Raw genomic sequence first — 18,821 nt, forward strand, 5'->3', positions numbered from 1 at the left:
CCCTGGTCCGCGCAGCCCTCGTCCGGCGCCCTCGTCCGCGCAGCCCTCGTCCGGCGCCCTCGTCCGCGCAGCCCTCGTCCGGCGCCCTGGTCCGGTCGGTCCTCGTCCGGTCGGTCCTCGTCCGGTCGGTCCTCGTCCGGTCGGTCCTCGTCCGGCGCCCCGGTCGGATCGGCCCCCGTCCTCATCGCCGCCACAGTTCGATCTCCTTGGTCGCCGCGCGCGCCCGGCCGCCGACCAGTTCCTCCGGCAGATGGAAGCGGGCCAGGATCGCCGGTGTCTCGGGCGGGACCCTGCCAGGGGTGGCCAGGGACACCAGGACCATCGTGAGGAAGCCGAGCGGTACGGACCAGAGGGCGGGCCAGGCCAGCAGGGCGTGCAGGGTGCCGGTGCCGGGGTATCCGGCCATGGTCGCGGCGACCGCGAGGAGGGCCGCGCCGCCGCCGACGAGCATGCCTGCGGCGGCGCCCGGCGGGGTGAGGCGCCGCCACCAGATGCCGAGGACGAGCAGCGGGCAGAAGGAGGAGGCGGACACGGCGAAGGCGAGGCCGACCGCGTCGGCGACGGGCAGCCCGCCGACCAGGCCGCTCGCCGCGAGCGGTACCGCCATGGCGAGGACCGTGCCGAGCCGGAAGTGCCGTACGCCGCGCGTGGGCAGGACGTCCTGGGTGAGCACGCCCGCGACCGCCACGGTCAGCCCGGAGGCGGTGGACAGGAACGCCGCGAAGGCACCGCCCGCGACCAGCGCGCCGAGCAGGTCGCCACCGAGACCGCCGATCATGCGGTCCGGAAGGAGGAGGACGGCCGCGTCGGCGTCGCCGGTGAGGGTGAGGTCGGGGGCGTAGAGCCTGCCGAGCGCCCCGTAGAGCGGCGGCAGGAGGTAGAAGAAGCCGATCATGCCGAGGACGACGACCGTGGTGCGGCGGGCGGCGACGCCGTGCGGGCTGGTGTAGAAGCGGACGACGACGTGGGGCAGGCCCATGGTGCCGAGGAAGGTGGCGAGGATCAGCCCGTAGGTGGCGTACAGGGGGCGTTCCTCGCGGCCCGCGGCGAGGGAGGTGGACATGCCGCCGTTGGTGCCGCGGTCGGCGACGGGGACGGTGTCGCCCTTGGCGAAGGTCAGGCGGGTGCCCCGGTCGATGCGGTGGGTGCCGGCGGGCAGGTCGACGCGCCGGTCGTCGAGGCGGCGGCCGTCGATCGTGCCGGAGGCGGTGACCGTCAGCGGGCCGGTGAGCTTCAGGTCGAGGGTCTCGTCGACGCGGACGACGCGCTGTTCGCGGAACTCGGCGGGCTCGTCGAAGGCGTGGCGCGGGGCGCCGTCGCCCTGCCAGGCGAGGACGAGGAAGAGGGCGGGGACGAGGAGGGCGGTGAGCTTGAGCCAGTACTGGAAGGCCTGGACGAAGGTGATGCTGCGCATGCCGCCGGCGGCGACCGTGGCGGAGACGACGACGGCGACGATGACGCCGCCGAGCCACTCAGGGGCGTCGGTGAGCACGTTCAACGTCAGTCCGGCGCCCTGGAGTTGGGGCAGGAGGTAGAGCCAGCCGACGCCGACGACGAAGGCCCCCGCGAGCCGTCGTACGGTCTTGGAGGCGAGCCGGGCCTCGGCGAAGTCCGGCAGGGTGTAGGCGCCGGAGCGGCGCAGCGGGGCGGCGACGAACAGCAGGAGGACGAGGTAGCCGGCGGTGTAGCCGACCGGGTACCAGAGCATGTCGGGGCCCTGGACGAGGACGAGGCCGGCGATGCCGAGGAAGGAGGCGGCGGAGAGGTATTCGCCGCTGATCGCGGCCGCGTTGAGGCGGGGGCCGACGGTGCGGGAGGCGACGTAGAAGTCGGAGGTGGTCCGGGAGATGCGCAGGCCGAAGGCGCCGACGAAGACCGTCGCCACGACGACCAGGGCGACCGCGGGGACGGCGTAGTTCTCGTTCATGCCTTGCTACCGGTCTTCTCGTTCACGGGTTCGTGGCTTCCGTCGCCTCAGCGGTCCTCGACGAGCCGGACGAGGTCCTGCTCGTTGCGTTCGGCGCGGCGTACGTGCCAGTACGCGAGGAGGACCAGGGGCGGGTAGATGCCGAAGCCGAGCAGGGCCCACTCCAGGCCGGCGCCGTCCGGTATCGCGGCGAAGACCAGGGGCAGCGGGGCGACCAGCAGGACCAGGACCGCGAACACGGCGAGGGCGGCGCGGAGTTGGCTGCGCATGAGGGAGCTGACGTAGGTGTGCCCGAGGGTGGTCTGTTCGTCGATCTCGGTGCGGGGGCGGTGGTGTCCCGAGGTGCGCCGGGTGCGGCGGGGCACTCCGGTGACGACGACGCGGCGTTCGGTGGGGTCGTTCGGCATGGCGGCTCCTCAGCCCGTGGTCCGGCGCATCAGCAGATCGCGCAGCTCGCGTGCGTGACGGCGGCTGACCTGGAGTTCCACGGAGCCGACGAGGACGCTGACCGTGCCCGCGTCCAGGCGGAGTTCGCCGACGTGGCGCAGGGCGACGAGATGGCGGCGGTGGATGCGGACGAACCCGCGTGCGCGCCAGCGCTCCTCGAGGGTGGACAGGGTGATGCGGACGAGGTGGCTGCCCTGGGGGGTGTGCAGTCGGGCGTAGTCGCCCTGGGCCTCGACGTGGGTGATGTCGTCGACGGCGACGAAGCGGGTCACCCCGCCGAGCTCGACGGGTATCTGGTCGGGGTCGGGTTCGTGGACGGGTATCGGCGGGGCCGAGGCCGTGGTCGCCTCGCGGAGCTGGGCGGCCCGGCGTATCGCCTCGGCGAGACGTTCCCGGCGGACGGGCTTGAGGACGTAGTCGACGGCCTTGAGGTCGAAGGCCTGGACGGCGAAGCCCTCGTGCGCGGTGACGAAGACGACCAGCGGGGGCCGGGCGAAGCCGGTGAGGAGGCGCGCGAGGTCGAGGCCGTCGAGTCCGGCCATCTGGATGTCGAGGAAGACGACGTCGATCGCCTCGGGTCCGTCCGGCCCGGACTCCAGGGCGCGGTTGATCCGCCGCAGCGCCTCGGTGGCGTCGCTCGCTCCCTCGGCGCTGCCGACCCGTGGATCGGCGTTCAGCAGGTACAGCAGCTCCTCCAGGGAGGGTTTCTCGTCATCGACGGCGAGCGCGCGCAGCATGAACGTGGAGTGTAGGAGTAATTCGCACGCCTGCACACGGGCGCGCGCCGGAGGCCCTCGCGTAGCGGGTCGCGGAGGCCTCCCGCTGGATACAGTGCCCGCATGAGCAGCAAGTCCGCGGCGTTCGACGAGCTCGACCGCAAGATCATCACGGCGTTGATGGCGAACGCGAGGACCAGCTTCGCCGAGATCGGTTCGGCCGTCGGCCTTTCGGCCACCGCGGTCAAGCGGCGGGTGGACCGGCTGCGCGAGACCGGGGTGATCACCGGGTTCACGGCCACGGTTCAGCCGGCGGCGCTCGGCTGGCGCACGGAGGCGTACGTGGAGGTGTACTGCGAGGGCGCGGCGCCGCCCCGGCGGCTCGCGGAGGTGGTGCGCAACTACCCGGAGATCACCGCGGCGATGACGGTGACCGGCGGAGCGGACGCACTGCTCCACGTACGGGCCATCGATGTGGAGCACTTCGAGGAGGTGCTGGAGCGGATCCGCGCGGAGCCGTTCATCCGGAAGACGATCAGTTACATGGTGCTGTCGCACCTGCTGCCGGAGGCTCCGGAGGCGGGCGCGACACAGGACGCAGCGAACGTGCGCTGAGCCCGCCGAATACGCAGCATTACTGCGCGGACACGCAACGTTCGCTGCTTGTCGTGCGCCTGTCCCGATTCCTACCGTGGTGTCATCCCAGCCGACACCGCAGGAAGCGGAGAGACCCTCTGTGCCCGACAGCCGTGTGCCGCGCCTTCGGCGCTTTCTCGTCTGCGAACCCAGACACTTCGCCGTGCAGTACTCGATCAATCCCTGGATGCATCCGGACACCCCCGTGGACGTCGATCTCGCCCAGGATCAGTGGCAGGAGCTGATCCTCGCCTACCGGACCCATGGCCACACCGTGGACAGCGTGGAGCCGGTGGCGGCGCTGCCCGACATGGTGTTCGCGGCCAACTGCGCGCTCGTTCTCGGCGGCCGTGTCCTCGGCTCGCTGTTCCACGCGCCCGAGCGGCGTCCCGAGTCCACCGCGTACGACGCCTGGTTCAAGAGCGCCGGGTACGACGTGCTGCGCTCCGAGTCGGTGTGCGAGGGAGAGGGCGACCTGGTACCGACCGGCCGCTATCTGCTCGCCGGGACCGGCTTCCGCACCACCCGTGAGGCCCATCGCCAGGCGCAGGAGTTCTTCGGCGTCCCCGTGATCAGCCTCCAGCTGGTGGACCCGCGCTTCTACCATCTGGACACCGCCCTGTTCGTCCTCGACGACGGCGGTGACGGCTCCGCGGGCAACATCGCGTACTACCCGGAGGCGTTCTCGCCCGGCAGCCGCGCGGTCCTCGCCCGCCTCTACCCGGACGCGGTGATCGCCACCCGCGAGGACGCCATGGCGTTCGGCCTGAACTCGGTGTCCGACGGCCGTCATGTGTTCATCTCGCCCCGCGCCAAGGAACTCGCCGACCAGCTCGCCCGGCAGGGCTACGTTCCCGTCCCCGTCGACCTGTCGGAGTTCCAGAAGGCCGGCGGCGGCATCAAGTGCGTCACCCAGGAGATCCGCCCGTGACCCAGGAGACCCGCCGCCCGGTTCGGGCGATCCGCCCCGTGACCCTGGAGGTCCGCTCATGACCGCTCCCGCCCCCACGCGTTCGTCGGCCGACCTCATCCGCGCCGAGGAGCCCGTCCTCGCGCACAACTACCACCCGCTGCCCGTGGTCGTCGCCCGGGCCGAGGGCACCTGGGTCGAGGACGTCGAGGGCCGCCGCTATCTGGACATGCTGGCCGGCTACTCCGCCCTCAACTTCGGCCACCGCCACCCGGCGCTGATCGAGGCCGCGCACCGCCAGCTCGACACGCTCACCCTCACCTCGCGGGCCTTCCACAACGACCGGCTCGCCGAGTTCGCCGAGTCCCTGGCCGAGCTGACCGGCCTGGACATGGTGCTGCCGATGAACACCGGCGCCGAGGCAGTGGAGAGCGCGATCAAGGTGGCCCGCAAGTGGGCGTACGAGGTGAAGGGCGTCCCCGCCGACCAGGCCACGATCGTGGTCGCCGCCGACAACTTCCACGGCCGTACGACGACGATCGTCAGCTTCTCCACGGACCCGGTGGCCCGCGACGGGTTCGGCCCGTTCACGCCCGGCTTCCGTGTGGTCCCGTACAACGACCTCGCCGCGCTGGAGGCGGCGATCGACGAGACGACGGCCGCGGTGCTGATCGAGCCCATCCAGGGCGAGGCGGGCGTGCTCATCCCGGACGACGGCTATCTGCGCGGGGTCCGCGAGCTGACCCGCCGCACCGGCTGCCTCTTCGTCGCGGACGAGATCCAGTCCGGTCTCGGCCGCACCGGCCGGACGCTCGCCGTCGAGCACGAGGACGTCCTGCCCGACGCCGTACTGCTCGGCAAGGCACTCGGCGGCGGCATCGTGCCGGTGTCGGCGGTGGTGGCCCGCCGGGAGGTGCTGTCGGTCCTGCGTCCCGGCGAGCACGGCTCGACCTTCGGCGGCAACCCCCTCGCGGCGGCGGTCGGTTCGGCGGTGGTCGAGCTGCTGCGGACGGGAGAGTTCCAGCAGCGGGCCACCGAGCTGGGCGGGCTCCTGCGGGACGGGCTCACGGAACTGGTCGGCCGGGGCGTGGTCGGCTTCCGGGCACGCGGACTGTGGGCGGGCGTCGACGTCGACCCCGCGATCGGCACGGGCCGCGAGATCAGCCACCGCCTCATGGCCGAGGGAATCCTGGTCAAGGACACCCACGGCTCGACCATCCGCCTGGCCCCGCCATTGACGATCACGGCCACGGAACTCCGGTCGGCGCTGGGGACGTTGGGGGAGGTTCTGAAGCAGGGTTGAAGCCCGACACCGCGCCCCGAAAGGGGCGCGGGGAACGGCGCGAGCAACCACGACCAACCCGCAGACAACGCACCGCACCGGGAGCGGGGTCGGAGGGGCAGCCGGCTCTGGAGATGAATACGAGCTGACCCGAGACGATGTCCGCGCTCAGGTATGCCCGCTCACGGCCGGGGCACAGCGGGCGGCCAAGCCTGAGATCGCGACGCTCCACACACCGATGCTCGCCTCTTGGTCTGCCGGCGGTGAACGGGTGCGCCTACAGTCCGAGCAGTTCGGCCACGTGGCGCATCTGGAAGTCGAAGTAGGTGTTCCGTGCCTCGATGACCTCGGGGAATTGACCGAACACCTCGAAGCTGACGGCGCCGAACAGGTGGGTACGGCCCAGGAAGCCGAGGGCCAGCAGGGGTTCGGGCAGGTCGGGGAGGTGATCCTGCCGGATGCGGGTGAAGTCGGCGCGCACGTCGTCCGGAAGTGCGATCGGGCCCGCATCGGGCAGTGCGCCGTCGCGGAAGCCGTCGATGAGGATCTGCAGGAGCGCCCGCGGGGTGCGGGTGGCCGCGGGGAGGGTGTCCGGCGGGGCGGTGTAGCCGGGGACCGGGCTGCCGAAGATCAGCGCGTACTCGGCACGGTTGGCCAGGGCCCAGTTCCGCACGCCGTGGCAGATACCCAGCCAGCGGCCGCGCAGGTCCGCGCGGTCGGCGACGGCCGCGTCCCCGGCTTCGGCCGCGTCCCCGAGAGCGTTGTAGGCGTCGATGATCAGCGCGGTCAGCAGGTCGTCACGGCTGGCGAAGTAGCGGTACAGCGCCGAGGGCACCAGCTCCATCTCCCGGGCAACCGCGCGCAACGAAAGGTTCGCGCCGCCTGCTTCGAGCTGGCGGCGGGCCGCGGCCTTGATCTCTTCACTCATCTCGGCCCGCAGGCGGGCCCGTATCGATGTGGCTGACATACCAGGCAGTGTGACACACGTCGAGAACGGCCGCACCGATGCGAGAACACCCGTTCTTGACAGCAGTCCCTCCCTGGTGAACAGTTGCTCTCACATGAGAACGCCCGCTCTCCAAGAAACGGAACGAGGTGCCCACATGGCCCTGCATGTGATCGCCGGCGCCAGTGCCAGCGGCGTGGCCACGGCGAAACTGCTGGCCGAGCGCGGCGAACAGGTCCGGCTCGTGTCCCGCCGAGGCACCGGCCCCGAGCACGCCGGCATCGAGCAAGTGGCCGCGGACGCCACCGACGCCGAGCGCCTCACCGCGCTCACCGCGGGCGCGGTGGCGCTCTACAGCTGCGCGAACCCCGCATACGACCGCTGGCTGACCGACTGGCCGCCGCTGGCGTCCTCGCTGCTCACCGCTGCCGAGCGCACCGGTGCCGTCCTCGCCTCGATGGCGCCCCTGTACGGCTACGGGCCGGTAACCGGGCCGATGACGGAGCGCACGCCGCTCGTCGGGCCCGGTGCGCACCCCAAGCTGCGGCTGCGGGCCCAGATGTGGCGCGACGCCCTGGCCGCCCACGATGCCGGGCGGATCCGCGTCACCGAGGTGCGCGCCAGCGACCTGGTACAGGGCACCGGGGGCTTCAGCCTGTCCGTGGCCAAGCCCTTGCTCGCCGGCAAGCGCGCCGTCGCGGCCACGCCGCTGGACCAGCCGCACACCTTCACTTCGGTCAACGACGTGGCCGCCGCGCTGGTGGCCGTGGCGGCCGACGAACGAGCCTGGGGCAAGCCCTGGCATGTCCCCTCGAACGATCCTGTGACGCTGCGTCAACTGGCCCACCGGTTCGTCGAAGTCACCGGCTCGGGGGCGCCGAAGCTCACGACGATGCCCTATCCGGTGCTGTGGGCCGCCGGGGTGGCCGTGTCGATCGTGCGCGAGTTGCGGATCACCCACTACCAGTGGGACCGGCCGTTCGTCATGGACTCCACGGCCGCCACCCGCGTTTTCGGCCTCAAGCCCGAGCCTCTGGACGACGCCCTGCGCGATGCGGCTCGGCTCCTGCGTGCGTGAGTTCCTCGGAGCCGGATCTCCTGACGGACGGACGGCGCCGATGACCAGCAAGTCTCCCTCTCAGGACGGGAAGATCCGCAACCTCGTCTCCACTCGGCTGCTGCTCGGGCCCGCCGCGCAGCAGCCCCACCCCAACACGCTCGACATTCAGGAGGATCCCGTGAGCAACAAGTGGACCGAACACAGTGTCCCCCGCCAGGACAACCGGGTGGCCGTCGTCACCGGCGCCAACACCGGCCTCGGCTTCGAAACCGCACGCGTCCTCGCCGAACGCGGAGCGACCGTGGTGCTCGCCGTGCGTGACGTCGAGAAGGGCAAACAGGCCGCTACCCGTATCGCTGAGCAAGTACCCGGTGCCGACCTCGCCGTCCAGCGGCTGGATCTGACCTCACTGGAGTCCGTCCGCACCGCGGCGGCCGAGCTGCATGCCACACACCCGAAGATCGACCTGCTCGTCAACAACGCCGGCGTCATGTACCCGCCCAGGCAGTCCACGCGCGACGGGTTCGAGCTGCAGTTCGGCGTCAATCACCTCGGGCACTTCGCGCTCACCGGTCTCCTGTTGGATCAGCTGCTGCCCGTGCCCGGCTCCCGCGTGGTCACGGTCGCCAGCGTCGCCCACCGCGTCCGGGCGGACATCCACTTCGACGACCTGCAGTGGGAACGCTCCTACAATCGGATCGCGGCCTACGGACAGTCCAAACTCGCCAACCTCATGTTCGCCTACGAGCTGCAACGCCGCCTCGCCTCGCAGGGCACGACCATCTCCGTTGCCGCCCACCCGGGCATGGCCGATACCGATCTCTCCCGCTACGTGCCCGCCCCGGTGCGCCTGATAACTCCCGTGATCGGGCCCCTGATCACTCAGAAAGCGTCCATGGGTGCGCTGCCGACCCTGCGGGCCGCCACCGATCCCGAGGTCCTCGGGGGCCAGTACTACGGCCCCGCCGGCCGACGGGAGATCAAGGGGCATCCCCGCGCAGTCGCGTCCAGCGACCTCTCCCACGACGAAACCGTCCAGCGACGCCTCTGGGACGTGTCCGAAGAGCTCACCGGAGTGAAGTTCCCCATCTGACCATCGGCTGTCCGTGGTCTCGGGAAGCCGGCCAATGTCTGACGCCACTCCCGCCACTCCCGCCACCACCCCGCTGAGCGGGTGGACTCGGCAGGAGCCGATTGACCCGGGACCGCCTTGAGCGGAGACGGTCCCGACGCGCCGAATCCGTGGGGACGGGATCGGCGCGAGGTCCCGGGTCCGGCGGTGGACCTTCCCCCCAGTCCGCCGCCGGACCCGAGGACGCCACCGCGCTCGGGATGCCGGCCGGCCCCCGGGTCGCCGGGGGCGAAACCCCGTGCTCAGGACGGCAGCCGGTCGAAGCGGAACGGCGTGAGGACGTCGGGCCGCCGCCCGGTGACGACGTACTCGGCAAGCCGGTGCCCGGTCACCGGCCCCAGTGTGACCCCCAGCATCCCGTGCCCGGTCGCCGCGTACGCGTTCTCGTGGCCGGGGACCCGGTCGACGACGGGAAGGCCGTCCGGAAGGAAGGGCCGCCCGCCCACCCACGGATCGCGGATGAGGCCGACCAGGTCGTCCGGATCGTCGAACCACCGGCCCAGATAATGACGGCTGGCCAGGGCGACCGCGACGACCCGGCGCCAGTCGAGGCGGTTGTTGTTGCCGCTCAACTCCATCGTGCCGCCGATCCGCGTGGTGCCCCCGATCGGTGAGGCGACAGCCCGCCGTTCGCCGAAGTACAGCGTGTGGCGCGGCGCCGGATCCAGGTCCACCGAGAAGCTGTAACCCTTGCCCGCCTGGAGGGGCAGCGGACTCCCCAGGGCGCGCAGCAGACCGGGCGAACGCATCCCGGCCGCGACCACGACCGCCGAACAGGGGATCTCGCCCTGCGCGGTGCGCAGCGCGGTGACCCGACCGCCGCCGGACCGGAATCCGGTGGCCTCCGCGTTCTCGTGGACCTTCACACCGGCCGCGGCGAGCGCCTCCCCGAGCGCGCGGGCGAAGGCCTCCGGATCGACCACCCCCTCCCCCTCCACGAGGTACGCCGCGCGCACCCCGGATGACAGCGCGTCGTCCAGCAGACGGGCGTCGGCGCCCGTGGTGACGTCGTCGGGCAGCGGGTAGCGGCCGTCCGCCATCTCCCGCTGGACCGCGAGGTGATGGCGGGCCTCGGCCGGCGACAGGAAGGCGTGCACCATGCCGGGTCGGGTGAGCGTCGTGTCGACGCCCGCCTCGCGCAGCCCGTCGAACAGGTCGAAGGTGGTGTGGTTCAGCTCGGCGATCGCCGCGTAGCCGCGCCGGAACGCGGCCGGGGTGCTGCTGCGCCAGAACCGCCACAGCCACCGTACGAACGCCGGGTCCGGCAGCGGCCGTAGGTACAGGGGCGAGTCGGGGCGGCCGAGGGAGCGCAGGGCGTAGCGCAGGACGCCCGGCGCCGGCACCGGAGTCGAGTGGCTGAGGCAGACCCAGCCCGCGTTGCCCCGGGACACCCCGGAACCCAGACCGCGCCGCTCGACGATCTCCACCGGCACCCCGGCCGCGGCCAGGTAGTACGCCGTGCACAGCCCCACCACGCCACCGCCGACGACCACGACCGGGCTCCCCGGAGCGAGCGCACGGGTCATGACGCCGTCCCGTACGACGCGAGGAACTCCCGGGTGCGGGCGCGGGCCGGACGGTCGAGGACCGCCTCGGGCGGGCCCTCCTCCACGATCCGGCCGCCGTCGACGAAGACGACGTGGTCGGAGACCTCGCGGGCGAAGGGCAGTTCATGGGTGACCAGGAGCATGGTCATGCCGTCGGCGGCGAGTTCCCGCATCACGCTCAGTACCTCCCGGGTCGCCTCCGGGTCGAGGGAGGAGGTGGGTTCGTCGAAGAGGAGCACTTCCGGGGTGAGGGCGAGGGCCCGTGCGATGGCGACGCGCTGCTGTTCGCCGCCGGAGAGCTGGTCTGGCAGGGCGAGGGCGCGGTGGGCGACCTTGACCCGGCGCAGCAGGGCGACGGCCCGCTCCAGCGCCGGCTGCTCGGGGACGCCCGCCTTGCGCTGGGCGAGGACGACGTTCTCGACGGCCGTGAGATGCGGGAAGAGGTTGAACCGCTGGAAGACCATGCCGACCGTGCGGCGCAGCCGGGCCAGGTCGCGGCAGACGGTACGGCCGCCCTGGTGCACCACCTCCCCGACGACCTCGACGGTGCCCCGGTCCGGGCGTTCCAGCAGGTTGACGCAGCGCATCAGCGTGGTCTTCCCGCCGCCGCTCTGCCCGATGACGCTGACGATGCGGCCCCGGGGGACCTCCAGGTGGACGTCGTCGAGGACCAGACGGCCGTCGAAGGACTTGCTCAGGCCTTCGATGCGTACGACCGCCTCCTGGGCCGGCGCCGGAGTGGTGGCCCCGGTCGTCGTCGAGGTGACCGAGTCGGTCATGCCGTCGCCTCCTTCGTGCCGGTGTTCGGGCCGGCGTTCGTGCCGGTGTTCGGGCCCGCGTTCGTGCCGGTGTTCGGGCCCGCGTCCACGCCGGTGTTCGTGATCACGTCACCGCCGAGCAGGGCGCGGGCCGCGCGCAGCCGCCGCCGTCGCCACGGGGAGAGGGGGACCCCCGCCCGTACCTTCCGTTCCACGAGCAGGAGGAGCTGGGAGAGGGGGTAGCAGAGGGCGAAGTAGACGGCCGAGACGACGAGGTACACCTCCAGGGCGCGGAAGGTGGCCGAGGTGATGAGCCGGCCCTCGGACATCAGCTCGGCGGCGGAGACGGTGACGAGCAGCGAGGTGGACTTCAGCAGGTCGACCAGCATGGTGTTGGTGCCGGGCAGTGCCTGCCGTACGGCCTGGGGAAGGATGATGTGGCCGAAGATGCCCGCCCTGCCCAGTCCCAGCGCCTCCCCGGCCTCCGTCTGCCCGGCGTGCACCCCGCTGATCGCGGACCGGAAGATCTCGGACAGATAGGCGGCGTAGAAGACGACGAGGCTGAGGCAGCCGGCCGTGAACACGTCCAGCCGGAGTCCGGCGGAGGCCAGGCCGAAGTAGGTCAGGAAGATGATGGCGAGCAGCGGGACGTTCTTGAAGACCTCGGTGTAGACGGCGGCCAGGGCACGCGCCGGCCAGGCCCTGCTCAGCCGGAGCAGGGCGACCGCCAGGCCGAGCAGTACGGCTCCGGCGAAGCTCACCGCCGTGTAGGAGAGGGTGCGCCCGAGTGCGTCGAGCAGGTCGGGCCGGTAGTCGGACCAGGGGACTTCGAAGAAACCTGCGAGATCGGACATGTCGTCCCTCACTGCGCGATGGACGGCGGGGTCCAGTCCTGGGGCCGGTCCACGCCCCGGCGCGCGGTGGCGACGTCGGCGGCCGGCTTCAGGAACTGCTCGGGGTCTCCGCCCCACTTCTCGACGAGCTTCTTCAGTTCGCCGTCGCCGTACATGGCGTCGATCTCCGCGGAGATCGCCTTCTCCAGCGCGGTGGCCTTCTTGGGCAGGTAGAAGCCGGTCTGGTAGGGCTGGAAGTACTGGTAGGCGGGTTCGGCCTTCACCTGTGCGGCGGTCGGCGGCGTCATGTACCGGGTGTCGATCTTCAGGTCGGGCCGTTCCTTCTGCGCCGCGATGATGAGCAGCGGGTCGAGGAACCCGACGTCGATCCGGCCCGCGCCGAGGTCGTCGAAGACTCCGTTGGCGTCCGGGTAGGCGTGCAGCTCGGCGCCGGGCACGGCCTGGATGGACTTGACCCACACATAGCCCTCGACGGTCCCGAGTTCCAGGCCCTTCAGATCGTCGACGGTCCGGTACGTCCTGCCGGACCGCACGGCCATCGCCGGGGGCGAGTAGTAGGGCGGGTCCGTGAACAGGCCCTGCTTCTGCCGGTCCGCCGACCAGGCGACCCCGCCTATGGTGATGTCCACCCGACGGGACTGCACTCCGGCGAGCATGCCCGCGAAGTCCGTGACCTGGGGCTCGACCCGGAGGCCGAGTTTGTCCGCGACGCGGTTGAGGATGTCGCCGTCCAGCCCGACGATCGTGTCGCCCTGGACGCTGGTGTAGGGCGCGTACGGCTGGACGGCCACCTTGAGCACGCCGGGGGTGAGGGTGCCCAGCGCGGCGGTCTTCGCGGACACGTTCTTCGGGCCGTCGTCGCCGTCCGCACCACAGGCGGCGACGGTGGACAGCAGGAGGGTCGCGGACAGAGCGGCGACGAGGGAACGCAGACGGTTCATCGGCGTGGGCCTTCCGTATCGGCCTGCGGGATCCCGCCGTTCACCGCGGTGTGCCCCGGCGGGAGGTGATGGGCCCAAAGGCTATGAGCGGGCCGGTCGCGGGTCACTGTTCACTTCGTACGAACTTGTGGTGAGCACAGCCCGCTCCGCTGTACGGTGCGTCCAGCTCCGGTCCACCCCCCGACGGGAGGAACGCCCTTGCTGAGCCCGTCACTCGCGCAGGAGATAGCCGGGGACACCTCCGCGGTCATCGGTTTCAACGTGCTGATCACCGATGCGGAGGGCATGGTCATCGGCAGCGGCGACCGCAGCCGGGTCGGCACCTTCCACGAGGCCTCCGTCGAGGTGATCCGCACCCAGGAACCGGCCGCGCACAGCGCCTCACAGGCTCTGGTGCTCCGGGGTGTGCGCCCCGGCGTCACCCTGCCGCTGGTCACGGACGGGCAGGCGGTGGGCACGGTCGGGATCACCGGGACTCCCGCCCAGGTGCGGCGTTTCGGCCTGCTGGTGAAGCGGCAGACGGAGATCCTGCTGCGGGAGTCGGTGATGCTGCGCTCCCGGCTGCTCGCCGAGCGGGCGGCCGAGAAACTCTTCGCCGACCTGGCCTCGTACGACCCTCAGGTGGTCGAGGGCGACTTCCTGCTCTTCCGCGCCGCCGAGCTGGGCTTCGACCTGCGGCTGCCCCGGGTCGCGGTGGCGTTCGAGGTGACCGTGGCCGCGCCGGGCAACCGCCGGCCCGGCGCACCCACCCGGGACATGGCGCTCGTGCGCTCGGAACTGCTCCGCACGGTCCGCGAGGTCTTCGCCGATCCCCAGGACATCGTCGCCACCACCGCTCCCGGCCGGCTCGGCGTACTGCACCGGCTCCGGCCCGACCGGCCGACGGCGTCGCTGGTCGCCGACTGCCGCCGGGTCGCCGACGTCATCGCCGCACAGAACTCCCTCACGGCCCGCGCCGGCATCGGCGAACCGGCCGACTCCGTCGGCGCGCTCCACGACTCCTACCAGGACGCCTGCGACGCGCTCCACCTGACGGCCCGGCGGACGAGCGGTTCCGCCACGCATCTGACCGCCCGCGGGGCGGGCGGCGCCCCGGTCCATCTGATCTCCGATCTGCGGATCCACCAGGTCCTGGCGGCGGTCGGCCAGCCCGCCCGGGGCCGTCTGCTCGCGGTGACCGCCGCGGAGCTGCGCGCCCAGCCGGACTGGCCGGTGCTCCGCGACACGGTCACCGCGTGGTGCGAGGGCGGCTTCAACCTCGTACGGGCGGCCGAGGCGCTCCACGTCCACCGCAACACCGTGGTCTACCGCATGCAGAAGATCGAACAGCTCACCGGCCGCCCCCTGCGCGACCACCGCACCACCATGGCGCTCTATCTCGCCTGCCTGTCCGACGAGTTGGGCGGGACCCCCGAGCCACCCCCGCGGCCCCATGAGCTCTCGGTCGATCTGCCGACGAGGCCCACGCGTACCAGCTGAGAGAAGGCGACGAGCCCCGACGCCGAACGGTTCTTCAGAGCTGCTGGCGGTGGCCGGGGCCGTGGCGGGCCCGGGGTGGCTTCCCGTGGTCGGCGCCGGCACCGGGGTTTCCCTGCTGTTCGCCGCCGCCTCCCCGCTGTTCGCCACCGCCTCCTGCTGTTCGGCGCCGCCCGGCACACCCGACGGCCGCTGCCCACGCGGTTCGGCCGGAAGACCGCGCAAGGTGACGCAGGCGAGCCGGGGTCCTCCCGGTGACATGGGGCGTGGGGCTACGATCAATCGTCGACACGCAGGACGAGGCTCACCAGGGCACATGCGCCTGACGCAACGTCAGCAAAGTCAGCGAGGAGTCAGCGTGAGTCCGATCAGACCTGCCCGCAGACGGCCGCACCCGCACCACGATCGAGTGCGCGCATGTCTGCTGTGACCTGGCGGAACACGTCCATAGAGCCGATCCGGTAGCGCGAGGGAGACGCCGTGTTCTATTACCTGCTCAAATACGTGCTTCTGGGTCCCCTGCTGAGACTGGTCTTCCGGCCTCGCATCGAAGGCCTCGAACACGTACCGCCGTCGGGCGCGGCCATCGTCGCGGGCAATCACCTGTCCTTCTCGGACCACTTCCTGATGCCCGCGATCCTCAAGCGCCGCATCACGTTCCTGGCGAAGGCCGAGTACTTCACCGGCCCGGGCCTCAAGGGCCGGCTGACGGCGTTCTTCTTCCGCAGCGCCGGGCAGATCCCGGTCGACCGCTCCGGCAAGGAGGCGGGCCAGGCCGCCATCCGCGAGGGTCTCGGCGTGCTGAGCAAGGACGAGCTCCTCGGCATCTACCCGGAGGGCACCCGCTCGCACGACGGCCGCCTCTACAAGGGCAAGGTCGGTGTCGCGGTCATGGCGCTCAAAGCCCGTGTGCCCGTCGTCCCCTGCGCCATGATCGGCACCTTCGAGGCGCAGCCTCCCGGCAAGGTCATCCCCAACATCCACCCCGTCGTCATCCGCTTCGGCAAGCCCCTCGACTTCTCCCGCTACGAGGGCATGGAGAACGAGAAGGCCGTCCTGCGCGCCATCACCGACGAGATCATGTACGCGATCCTCTCGCTCTCCGATCAGGAGTACGTCGACCAGTACGCGGCCGTCGTGAAGGCGGAGGAGGCCGCGGCGGCGAAGGAGCGCAAGTTCCCCCGTATGCCGTTGAGTTGAGCGGGTCTCGGCCGATGGCGCCGAGTGTTCGGTAGGTTCCCGCGGCCGACCCTGTCGAGGCGTTCTGCCGTTGGCAGAGCGTCCCGCCGGAGCGGTCGCGGGCGTCGTACGGTCGGGACATGACACGACGTGCTGTGGTGATCGGAGCGACGGGACAGATCGGCCGGGTGGCCGTGGGTGTGCTGGCGCGGGACGGCTGGGCGGTGACGGCCGTCTCGCGGGGCGGCGGCCGGGACACCGGCTGGCCGGAGGACGTGCGGGCCCTGCCGGGCGATCGCGGCGACGACGCGGCGCTGGCGGCCGCGGTCGGCGACGGCTGTGACGTGCTGGTGGACATGGTGGCGTACGGCCCCGAACACGGCCGACAGTTGCTCGCGGTGGCCGACCGGGTCGGCTCGGCGGTCGTCGTCTCCAGCGTCTCGGTGTACGAGGACGACAAGGGCCGCAACTTCGACACCCAGGCGGAGCCGGACGGCTTCCCCGAGTACCCCCTGCCCCTGCCCGAGAGCCAGCGCACGATCCGGCCGGACGACACCTCGTACAGCACGCGCAAGGCGGGTCTGGAGCGCGAACTCCTCGCCGGGGGCGACCGGTTGCCCACGACCCTGCTGCGCGCGGGCGCCGTCCACGGGCCGCACTGCCGTACGCCGCGCGAGCTGTATGTCGTGAAGCGCAATCTGGACGGCCGGCGCCGCCGGGTCCTGGCGTACGGCGGTGCGAGCCGTTTCCATCCGGCGAGCGTCCACAACATCGCCGAACTGATCCGGCTGGCGGCCGCACGGCCCGGGAGCCGGGTGCTGAACGCCGTCGACCCGGACGCGCCGACGGTCGTGGAGATCGCCGCGGCGATCGACGCGGTCATGGGCGTCGAGACGGAGAACGTGCTCGTGGACGGCCCCGCCCCGTCGCCCACCGTGGGCGACACGCCCTGGTCGGTGCCGGTGCCCGTGGTGTGCGACATGTCGGCGGCGGAGCGGGAGTTGGGCTACCGCCCGGTGGTCCGGTACGCGGAGTCGTTGCCGGAGACGGTCGCGTGGATCGAGAGCCGGTTGACGGCCGGACGGGACTGGCGGGAGGCGTATCCCAGGATGGCCGAGGTGTACGGGGACCTCTTCGACTACGCGGCGGAGGACGCGTGGCTGACCGGGCGGCGGGCGTGACCGCCTGACCGCGTGCGCGCACGCGGAAGGGGGCGACCGGGTCTCCCGGTCGCCCCCTCGCGTCGATCATGGGCCTACGACTGGACCTACGGCGTCGGCGTGGCGTGCGGTGCGCACTTCACGTCGGCCGCGCCCACCTTGCCGGTGAGCAGGTAGGTGTCCACGCGCTCGTTGACACACGGGTTGACCAGGCCGGTGACTCCGTGGGAGCCGGCCTTCGTCTCCGTGATCAGACGGGAGCCCTTGAGCCGCTTGTGCAGCTCGACGGCACCCTCGTACGGGGTGGCCGCGTCACGCTCGGACTGGACGATCAGGACGGGCGGCAGGCCCTTCTTGGTCTTCACGTCCACCGGGGTGTACTGCTTGGACTGCCAGGTGGCGCACGGCAGGTTCATCCAGGCGTTGGCCCAGGTCATGAACGGGTGGTTCTTGTGCAGCTTCGTGTTGTCGCGGTCCCACTTCTTCCAGCTGGTGGGCCACTTGGCGTCGGTGCACTCGACCGCCGTGTAGACGGCGTTGCCGTTCTCCGAGGCGGCGTTGCCCGCCGTGTCGGTGAGGTCCGGGGCGGCCGCGTCGACCAGCGCCTGGGTGTCACCGGCGGCGTACTCGCTCCACACCTGGGCGGTGGGCACCCACGCGGAGTCGTAGTACGGGGCGCTCTGGAAGAAGGAGATCAGCTCGGCCGGGCCGACGAGCCCGCCGATCGGGTTCTTCTTCGCGGTGGCGCGCAGCTCCAGCCACGCGGCCTGCACCTCGGCCTGGGTGTCACCGAGGTGGTACGTCGCGTCGTTCTGCGCGACCCACTTCGTCCAGTCCTTCCAGCGGCCCTCGAAGGCGATGTCCTGGTCCAGGTTGGCCTGGTACCAGATCTTCTCGCGGGAGGGGTTCACCACGCTGTCGACGACCATGCGGCGCACGTGCTTCGGGAAGAGGGTGCCGTAGACGGCGCCGATGTACGTCCCGTAGGAGACGCCGAGGAAGTTGAGCTTCTTCTCCCCCAGGGCGGCCCGGATGACGTCCAGGTCACGCGCGGTGTTCGGCGTCGTCATGTGCGGCAGCATCTCGCCGCTGCGCTTCTTGCAGCCGGCCGCGTACTCGGCCGCCAGCTTGCGCTGCTTGAGCTTGTCGGCCTCGGAGTCCGGGACCGGGTCCATCTTCGGCGCCTTCACGAACTCCTGCGGGTCGACACAGGAGATGGGCGCCGACTTGCCCACGCCACGCGGGTCGAAGCCCACGAAGTCGTAGGCCTTGGACGTGTTGACCCACAGCGGGGCCTTGGTGGTGACCCGGCGCGGGAAACGCAGACCCGAGCCGCCCGGACCGCCGGGATTGTAGACGAGCGCGCCCTGGCGCTCCTCCTTCGTACCGGTGTTGCCGATACGGTCCACGGCGAGCTTGATCTGCTTGCCGTTCGGCTTGGCGTAGTCCAGCGGCACGGTGACCCAGCCGCACGTGATCGGCTTCTCCAGGCCCCAGCTCTCGGGACAGTCCTGCCAGTCGACGCCCTTCTTCGCCGCCTTCGCGGCGGCGACGGCGACGCCCTTGGCCTCGCGGTCCTGCGCACTCGCGCCGTCCGCGGCGGTGGCCACGGGGGCGGCGACGGCACCGGCTATCAGGGTCGCCGTGACGAGCAGGCCGGCGGAGCCGAACGCCGCCGTCCTTCTGGTCGGCCTCATACCTCGCAAGAGGGAACTCCCCGTACATCGTTTCGAAGTTTCGAATGGTCACGGGGATCCTCGTGCCTGTGCGGCACCTGAGAACAGAGGCGCGAAGAGTTCTTTACTAATCCGATAACCGGTACGGAAAGTCCCGTTCAGCGGACCTCCCTC

The 18,821-nt window shown here is 71.4% G+C and carries 17 protein-coding genes; 8 read left to right on the forward strand and 9 right to left on the reverse strand.

Annotated elements, in window-relative coordinates; all coding sequences use genetic code 11:
- Positions 1-181 precede the first annotated feature (181 nt).
- Genes OG202_RS08285 through OG202_RS08295 form a run of 3 tightly spaced genes read right to left on the reverse strand, consistent with a single transcriptional unit; the run spans position 182 to position 3,111 of the window.
- Positions 182-1,927 (reverse strand): sodium/solute symporter, encoded by a 1,746-nt coding sequence (locus tag OG202_RS08285; protein WP_326584355.1) that lies wholly within the window; start codon positions 1,925-1,927, stop codon positions 182-184.
- Between the two features lie 47 nt (positions 1,928-1,974).
- A complete protein-coding gene (locus OG202_RS08290) occupies positions 1,975-2,334 on the reverse strand; it encodes a hypothetical protein (RefSeq protein WP_326584354.1) in 360 nt (119 codons plus the stop codon).
- 9 nt (positions 2,335-2,343) lie between these two features.
- Entirely contained in the window at positions 2,344-3,111 is a 768-nt protein-coding gene (locus OG202_RS08295) for a LytR/AlgR family response regulator transcription factor (protein ID WP_326584353.1), read from the reverse strand.
- A 102-nt stretch (positions 3,112-3,213) separates the two neighbouring features.
- On the opposite strand from OG202_RS08295, the gene OG202_RS08300 reads away from it, so the two are divergent.
- The 3 genes from OG202_RS08300 to rocD all read left to right on the forward strand — a co-directional run bounded on the left by OG202_RS08300 (position 3,214) and on the right by rocD (position 5,939).
- Positions 3,214-3,705 carry an Lrp/AsnC family transcriptional regulator gene (locus OG202_RS08300; RefSeq protein ID WP_326584352.1) on the forward strand — a complete coding sequence of 164 codons (492 nt, stop codon included), beginning with the start codon at positions 3,214-3,216 and terminating at the stop codon, positions 3,703-3,705.
- A 121-nt stretch (positions 3,706-3,826) separates the two neighbouring features.
- On the forward strand, positions 3,827-4,657 hold the full coding sequence (gene ddaH, locus OG202_RS08305) for a dimethylargininase (RefSeq protein ID WP_327730761.1): 831 nt from the start codon (positions 3,827-3,829) through the stop codon (positions 4,655-4,657).
- 58 nt (positions 4,658-4,715) lie between these two features.
- Entirely contained in the window at positions 4,716-5,939 is a 1,224-nt protein-coding gene (rocD, locus tag OG202_RS08310) for an ornithine--oxo-acid transaminase (RefSeq protein WP_327730760.1), read from the forward strand.
- Positions 5,940-6,195: 256 nt separating this feature from the next.
- Here rocD and OG202_RS08315 read toward each other — a convergent pair whose 3' ends face one another.
- Positions 6,196-6,885 carry a TetR/AcrR family transcriptional regulator gene (locus tag OG202_RS08315; protein WP_327730759.1) on the reverse strand — a complete coding sequence of 230 codons (690 nt, stop codon included), beginning with the start codon at positions 6,883-6,885 and terminating at the stop codon, positions 6,196-6,198.
- A 136-nt stretch (positions 6,886-7,021) separates the two neighbouring features.
- Here OG202_RS08315 and OG202_RS08320 point away from each other — a divergent pair, with 136 nt between their 5' ends.
- Positions 7,022-7,942: an NAD-dependent epimerase gene (locus tag OG202_RS08320; protein ID WP_327730758.1), complete on the forward strand. Its 921-nt coding sequence runs from the start codon at positions 7,022-7,024 to the stop codon at positions 7,940-7,942.
- Positions 7,943-8,102: 160 nt separating this feature from the next.
- Positions 8,103-9,017 (forward strand): SDR family NAD(P)-dependent oxidoreductase, encoded by a 915-nt coding sequence (locus tag OG202_RS08325; protein ID WP_327732314.1) that lies wholly within the window; start codon positions 8,103-8,105, stop codon positions 9,015-9,017.
- Positions 9,018-9,298: 281 nt separating this feature from the next.
- On the opposite strand, the gene OG202_RS08330 is transcribed toward OG202_RS08325, so the two are convergent.
- Genes OG202_RS08330 through OG202_RS08345 form a run of 4 tightly spaced genes read right to left on the reverse strand, consistent with a single transcriptional unit; the run spans position 9,299 to position 13,156 of the window.
- The gene (locus OG202_RS08330; RefSeq protein ID WP_327730757.1) at positions 9,299-10,582 is read right to left on the reverse strand and encodes an NAD(P)/FAD-dependent oxidoreductase; all 1,284 of its coding nucleotides are present in this window, start codon (positions 10,580-10,582) and stop codon (positions 9,299-9,301) included.
- The gene (locus OG202_RS08335) at positions 10,579-11,382 is read right to left on the reverse strand and encodes an amino acid ABC transporter ATP-binding protein (protein ID WP_327730756.1); all 804 of its coding nucleotides are present in this window, start codon (positions 11,380-11,382) and stop codon (positions 10,579-10,581) included. The genes OG202_RS08330 and OG202_RS08335 overlap by 4 nt, the downstream gene beginning before the upstream one ends.
- Complete coding sequence (locus OG202_RS08340) at positions 11,379-12,215, reverse strand: amino acid ABC transporter permease (protein ID WP_327730755.1); 837 nt, start codon at positions 12,213-12,215, stop codon at positions 11,379-11,381. The genes OG202_RS08335 and OG202_RS08340 overlap by 4 nt, the downstream gene beginning before the upstream one ends.
- 8 nt (positions 12,216-12,223) lie before the next feature.
- A complete protein-coding gene (locus OG202_RS08345; RefSeq protein WP_327730754.1) occupies positions 12,224-13,156 on the reverse strand; it encodes a substrate-binding periplasmic protein in 933 nt (310 codons plus the stop codon).
- A gap of 198 nt (positions 13,157-13,354) precedes the next feature.
- On the opposite strand from OG202_RS08345, the gene OG202_RS08350 reads away from it, so the two are divergent.
- The 3 genes from OG202_RS08350 (at position 13,355) to OG202_RS08360 (ending at position 16,992) form a co-directional block, all read left to right on the forward strand.
- Entirely contained in the window at positions 13,355-14,635 is a 1,281-nt protein-coding gene (locus OG202_RS08350) for a CdaR family transcriptional regulator (protein ID WP_327730753.1), read from the forward strand.
- A gap of 477 nt (positions 14,636-15,112) precedes the next feature.
- Positions 15,113-15,832 (forward strand): lysophospholipid acyltransferase family protein, encoded by a 720-nt coding sequence (locus OG202_RS08355; RefSeq protein WP_326584343.1) that lies wholly within the window; start codon positions 15,113-15,115, stop codon positions 15,830-15,832.
- Positions 15,833-15,966: 134 nt separating this feature from the next.
- On the forward strand, positions 15,967-16,992 hold the full coding sequence (locus OG202_RS08360; protein ID WP_327732313.1) for an NAD-dependent epimerase/dehydratase family protein: 1,026 nt from the start codon (positions 15,967-15,969) through the stop codon (positions 16,990-16,992).
- Positions 16,993-17,078: 86 nt separating this feature from the next.
- Here OG202_RS08360 and OG202_RS08365 read toward each other — a convergent pair whose 3' ends face one another.
- Positions 17,079-18,668 (reverse strand): alpha/beta hydrolase, encoded by a 1,590-nt coding sequence (locus OG202_RS08365; RefSeq protein ID WP_326584342.1) that lies wholly within the window; start codon positions 18,666-18,668, stop codon positions 17,079-17,081.
- Positions 18,669-18,821 lie beyond the last annotated feature (153 nt).

Origin of the sequence: Streptomyces sp. NBC_00310 (assembly GCF_036208085.1) — a bacterium.
In the GTDB taxonomy this organism is placed as follows: Bacteria; Actinomycetota; Actinomycetes; order Streptomycetales; family Streptomycetaceae; genus Streptomyces.

Coding starts and splice junctions, on each gene's coding strand:
- OG202_RS08285 (WP_326584355.1), bottom strand. CDS start 1,927: ATGAACGAGAACTACGCCGTCCCCGCGGTCGCCCTGGTCGTCGTGGCG.
- OG202_RS08290 (WP_326584354.1), bottom strand. CDS start 2,334: ATGCCGAACGACCCCACCGAACGCCGCGTCGTCGTCACCGGAGTGCCC.
- OG202_RS08295 (WP_326584353.1), bottom strand. CDS start 3,111: ATGCTGCGCGCGCTCGCCGTCGATGACGAGAAACCCTCCCTGGAGGAG.
- OG202_RS08300 (WP_326584352.1), top strand. CDS start 3,214: ATGAGCAGCAAGTCCGCGGCGTTCGACGAGCTCGACCGCAAGATCATC.
- rocD (WP_327730760.1), top strand. CDS start 4,716: ATGACCGCTCCCGCCCCCACGCGTTCGTCGGCCGACCTCATCCGCGCC.
- OG202_RS08315 (WP_327730759.1), bottom strand. CDS start 6,885: ATGTCAGCCACATCGATACGGGCCCGCCTGCGGGCCGAGATGAGTGAA.
- OG202_RS08320 (WP_327730758.1), top strand. CDS start 7,022: ATGGCCCTGCATGTGATCGCCGGCGCCAGTGCCAGCGGCGTGGCCACG.
- OG202_RS08330 (WP_327730757.1), bottom strand. CDS start 10,582: ATGACCCGTGCGCTCGCTCCGGGGAGCCCGGTCGTGGTCGTCGGCGGT.
- OG202_RS08335 (WP_327730756.1), bottom strand. CDS start 11,382: ATGACCGACTCGGTCACCTCGACGACGACCGGGGCCACCACTCCGGCG.
- OG202_RS08340 (WP_327730755.1), bottom strand. CDS start 12,215: ATGTCCGATCTCGCAGGTTTCTTCGAAGTCCCCTGGTCCGACTACCGG.
- OG202_RS08345 (WP_327730754.1), bottom strand. CDS start 13,156: ATGAACCGTCTGCGTTCCCTCGTCGCCGCTCTGTCCGCGACCCTCCTG.
- OG202_RS08365 (WP_326584342.1), bottom strand. CDS start 18,668: ATGAGGCCGACCAGAAGGACGGCGGCGTTCGGCTCCGCCGGCCTGCTC.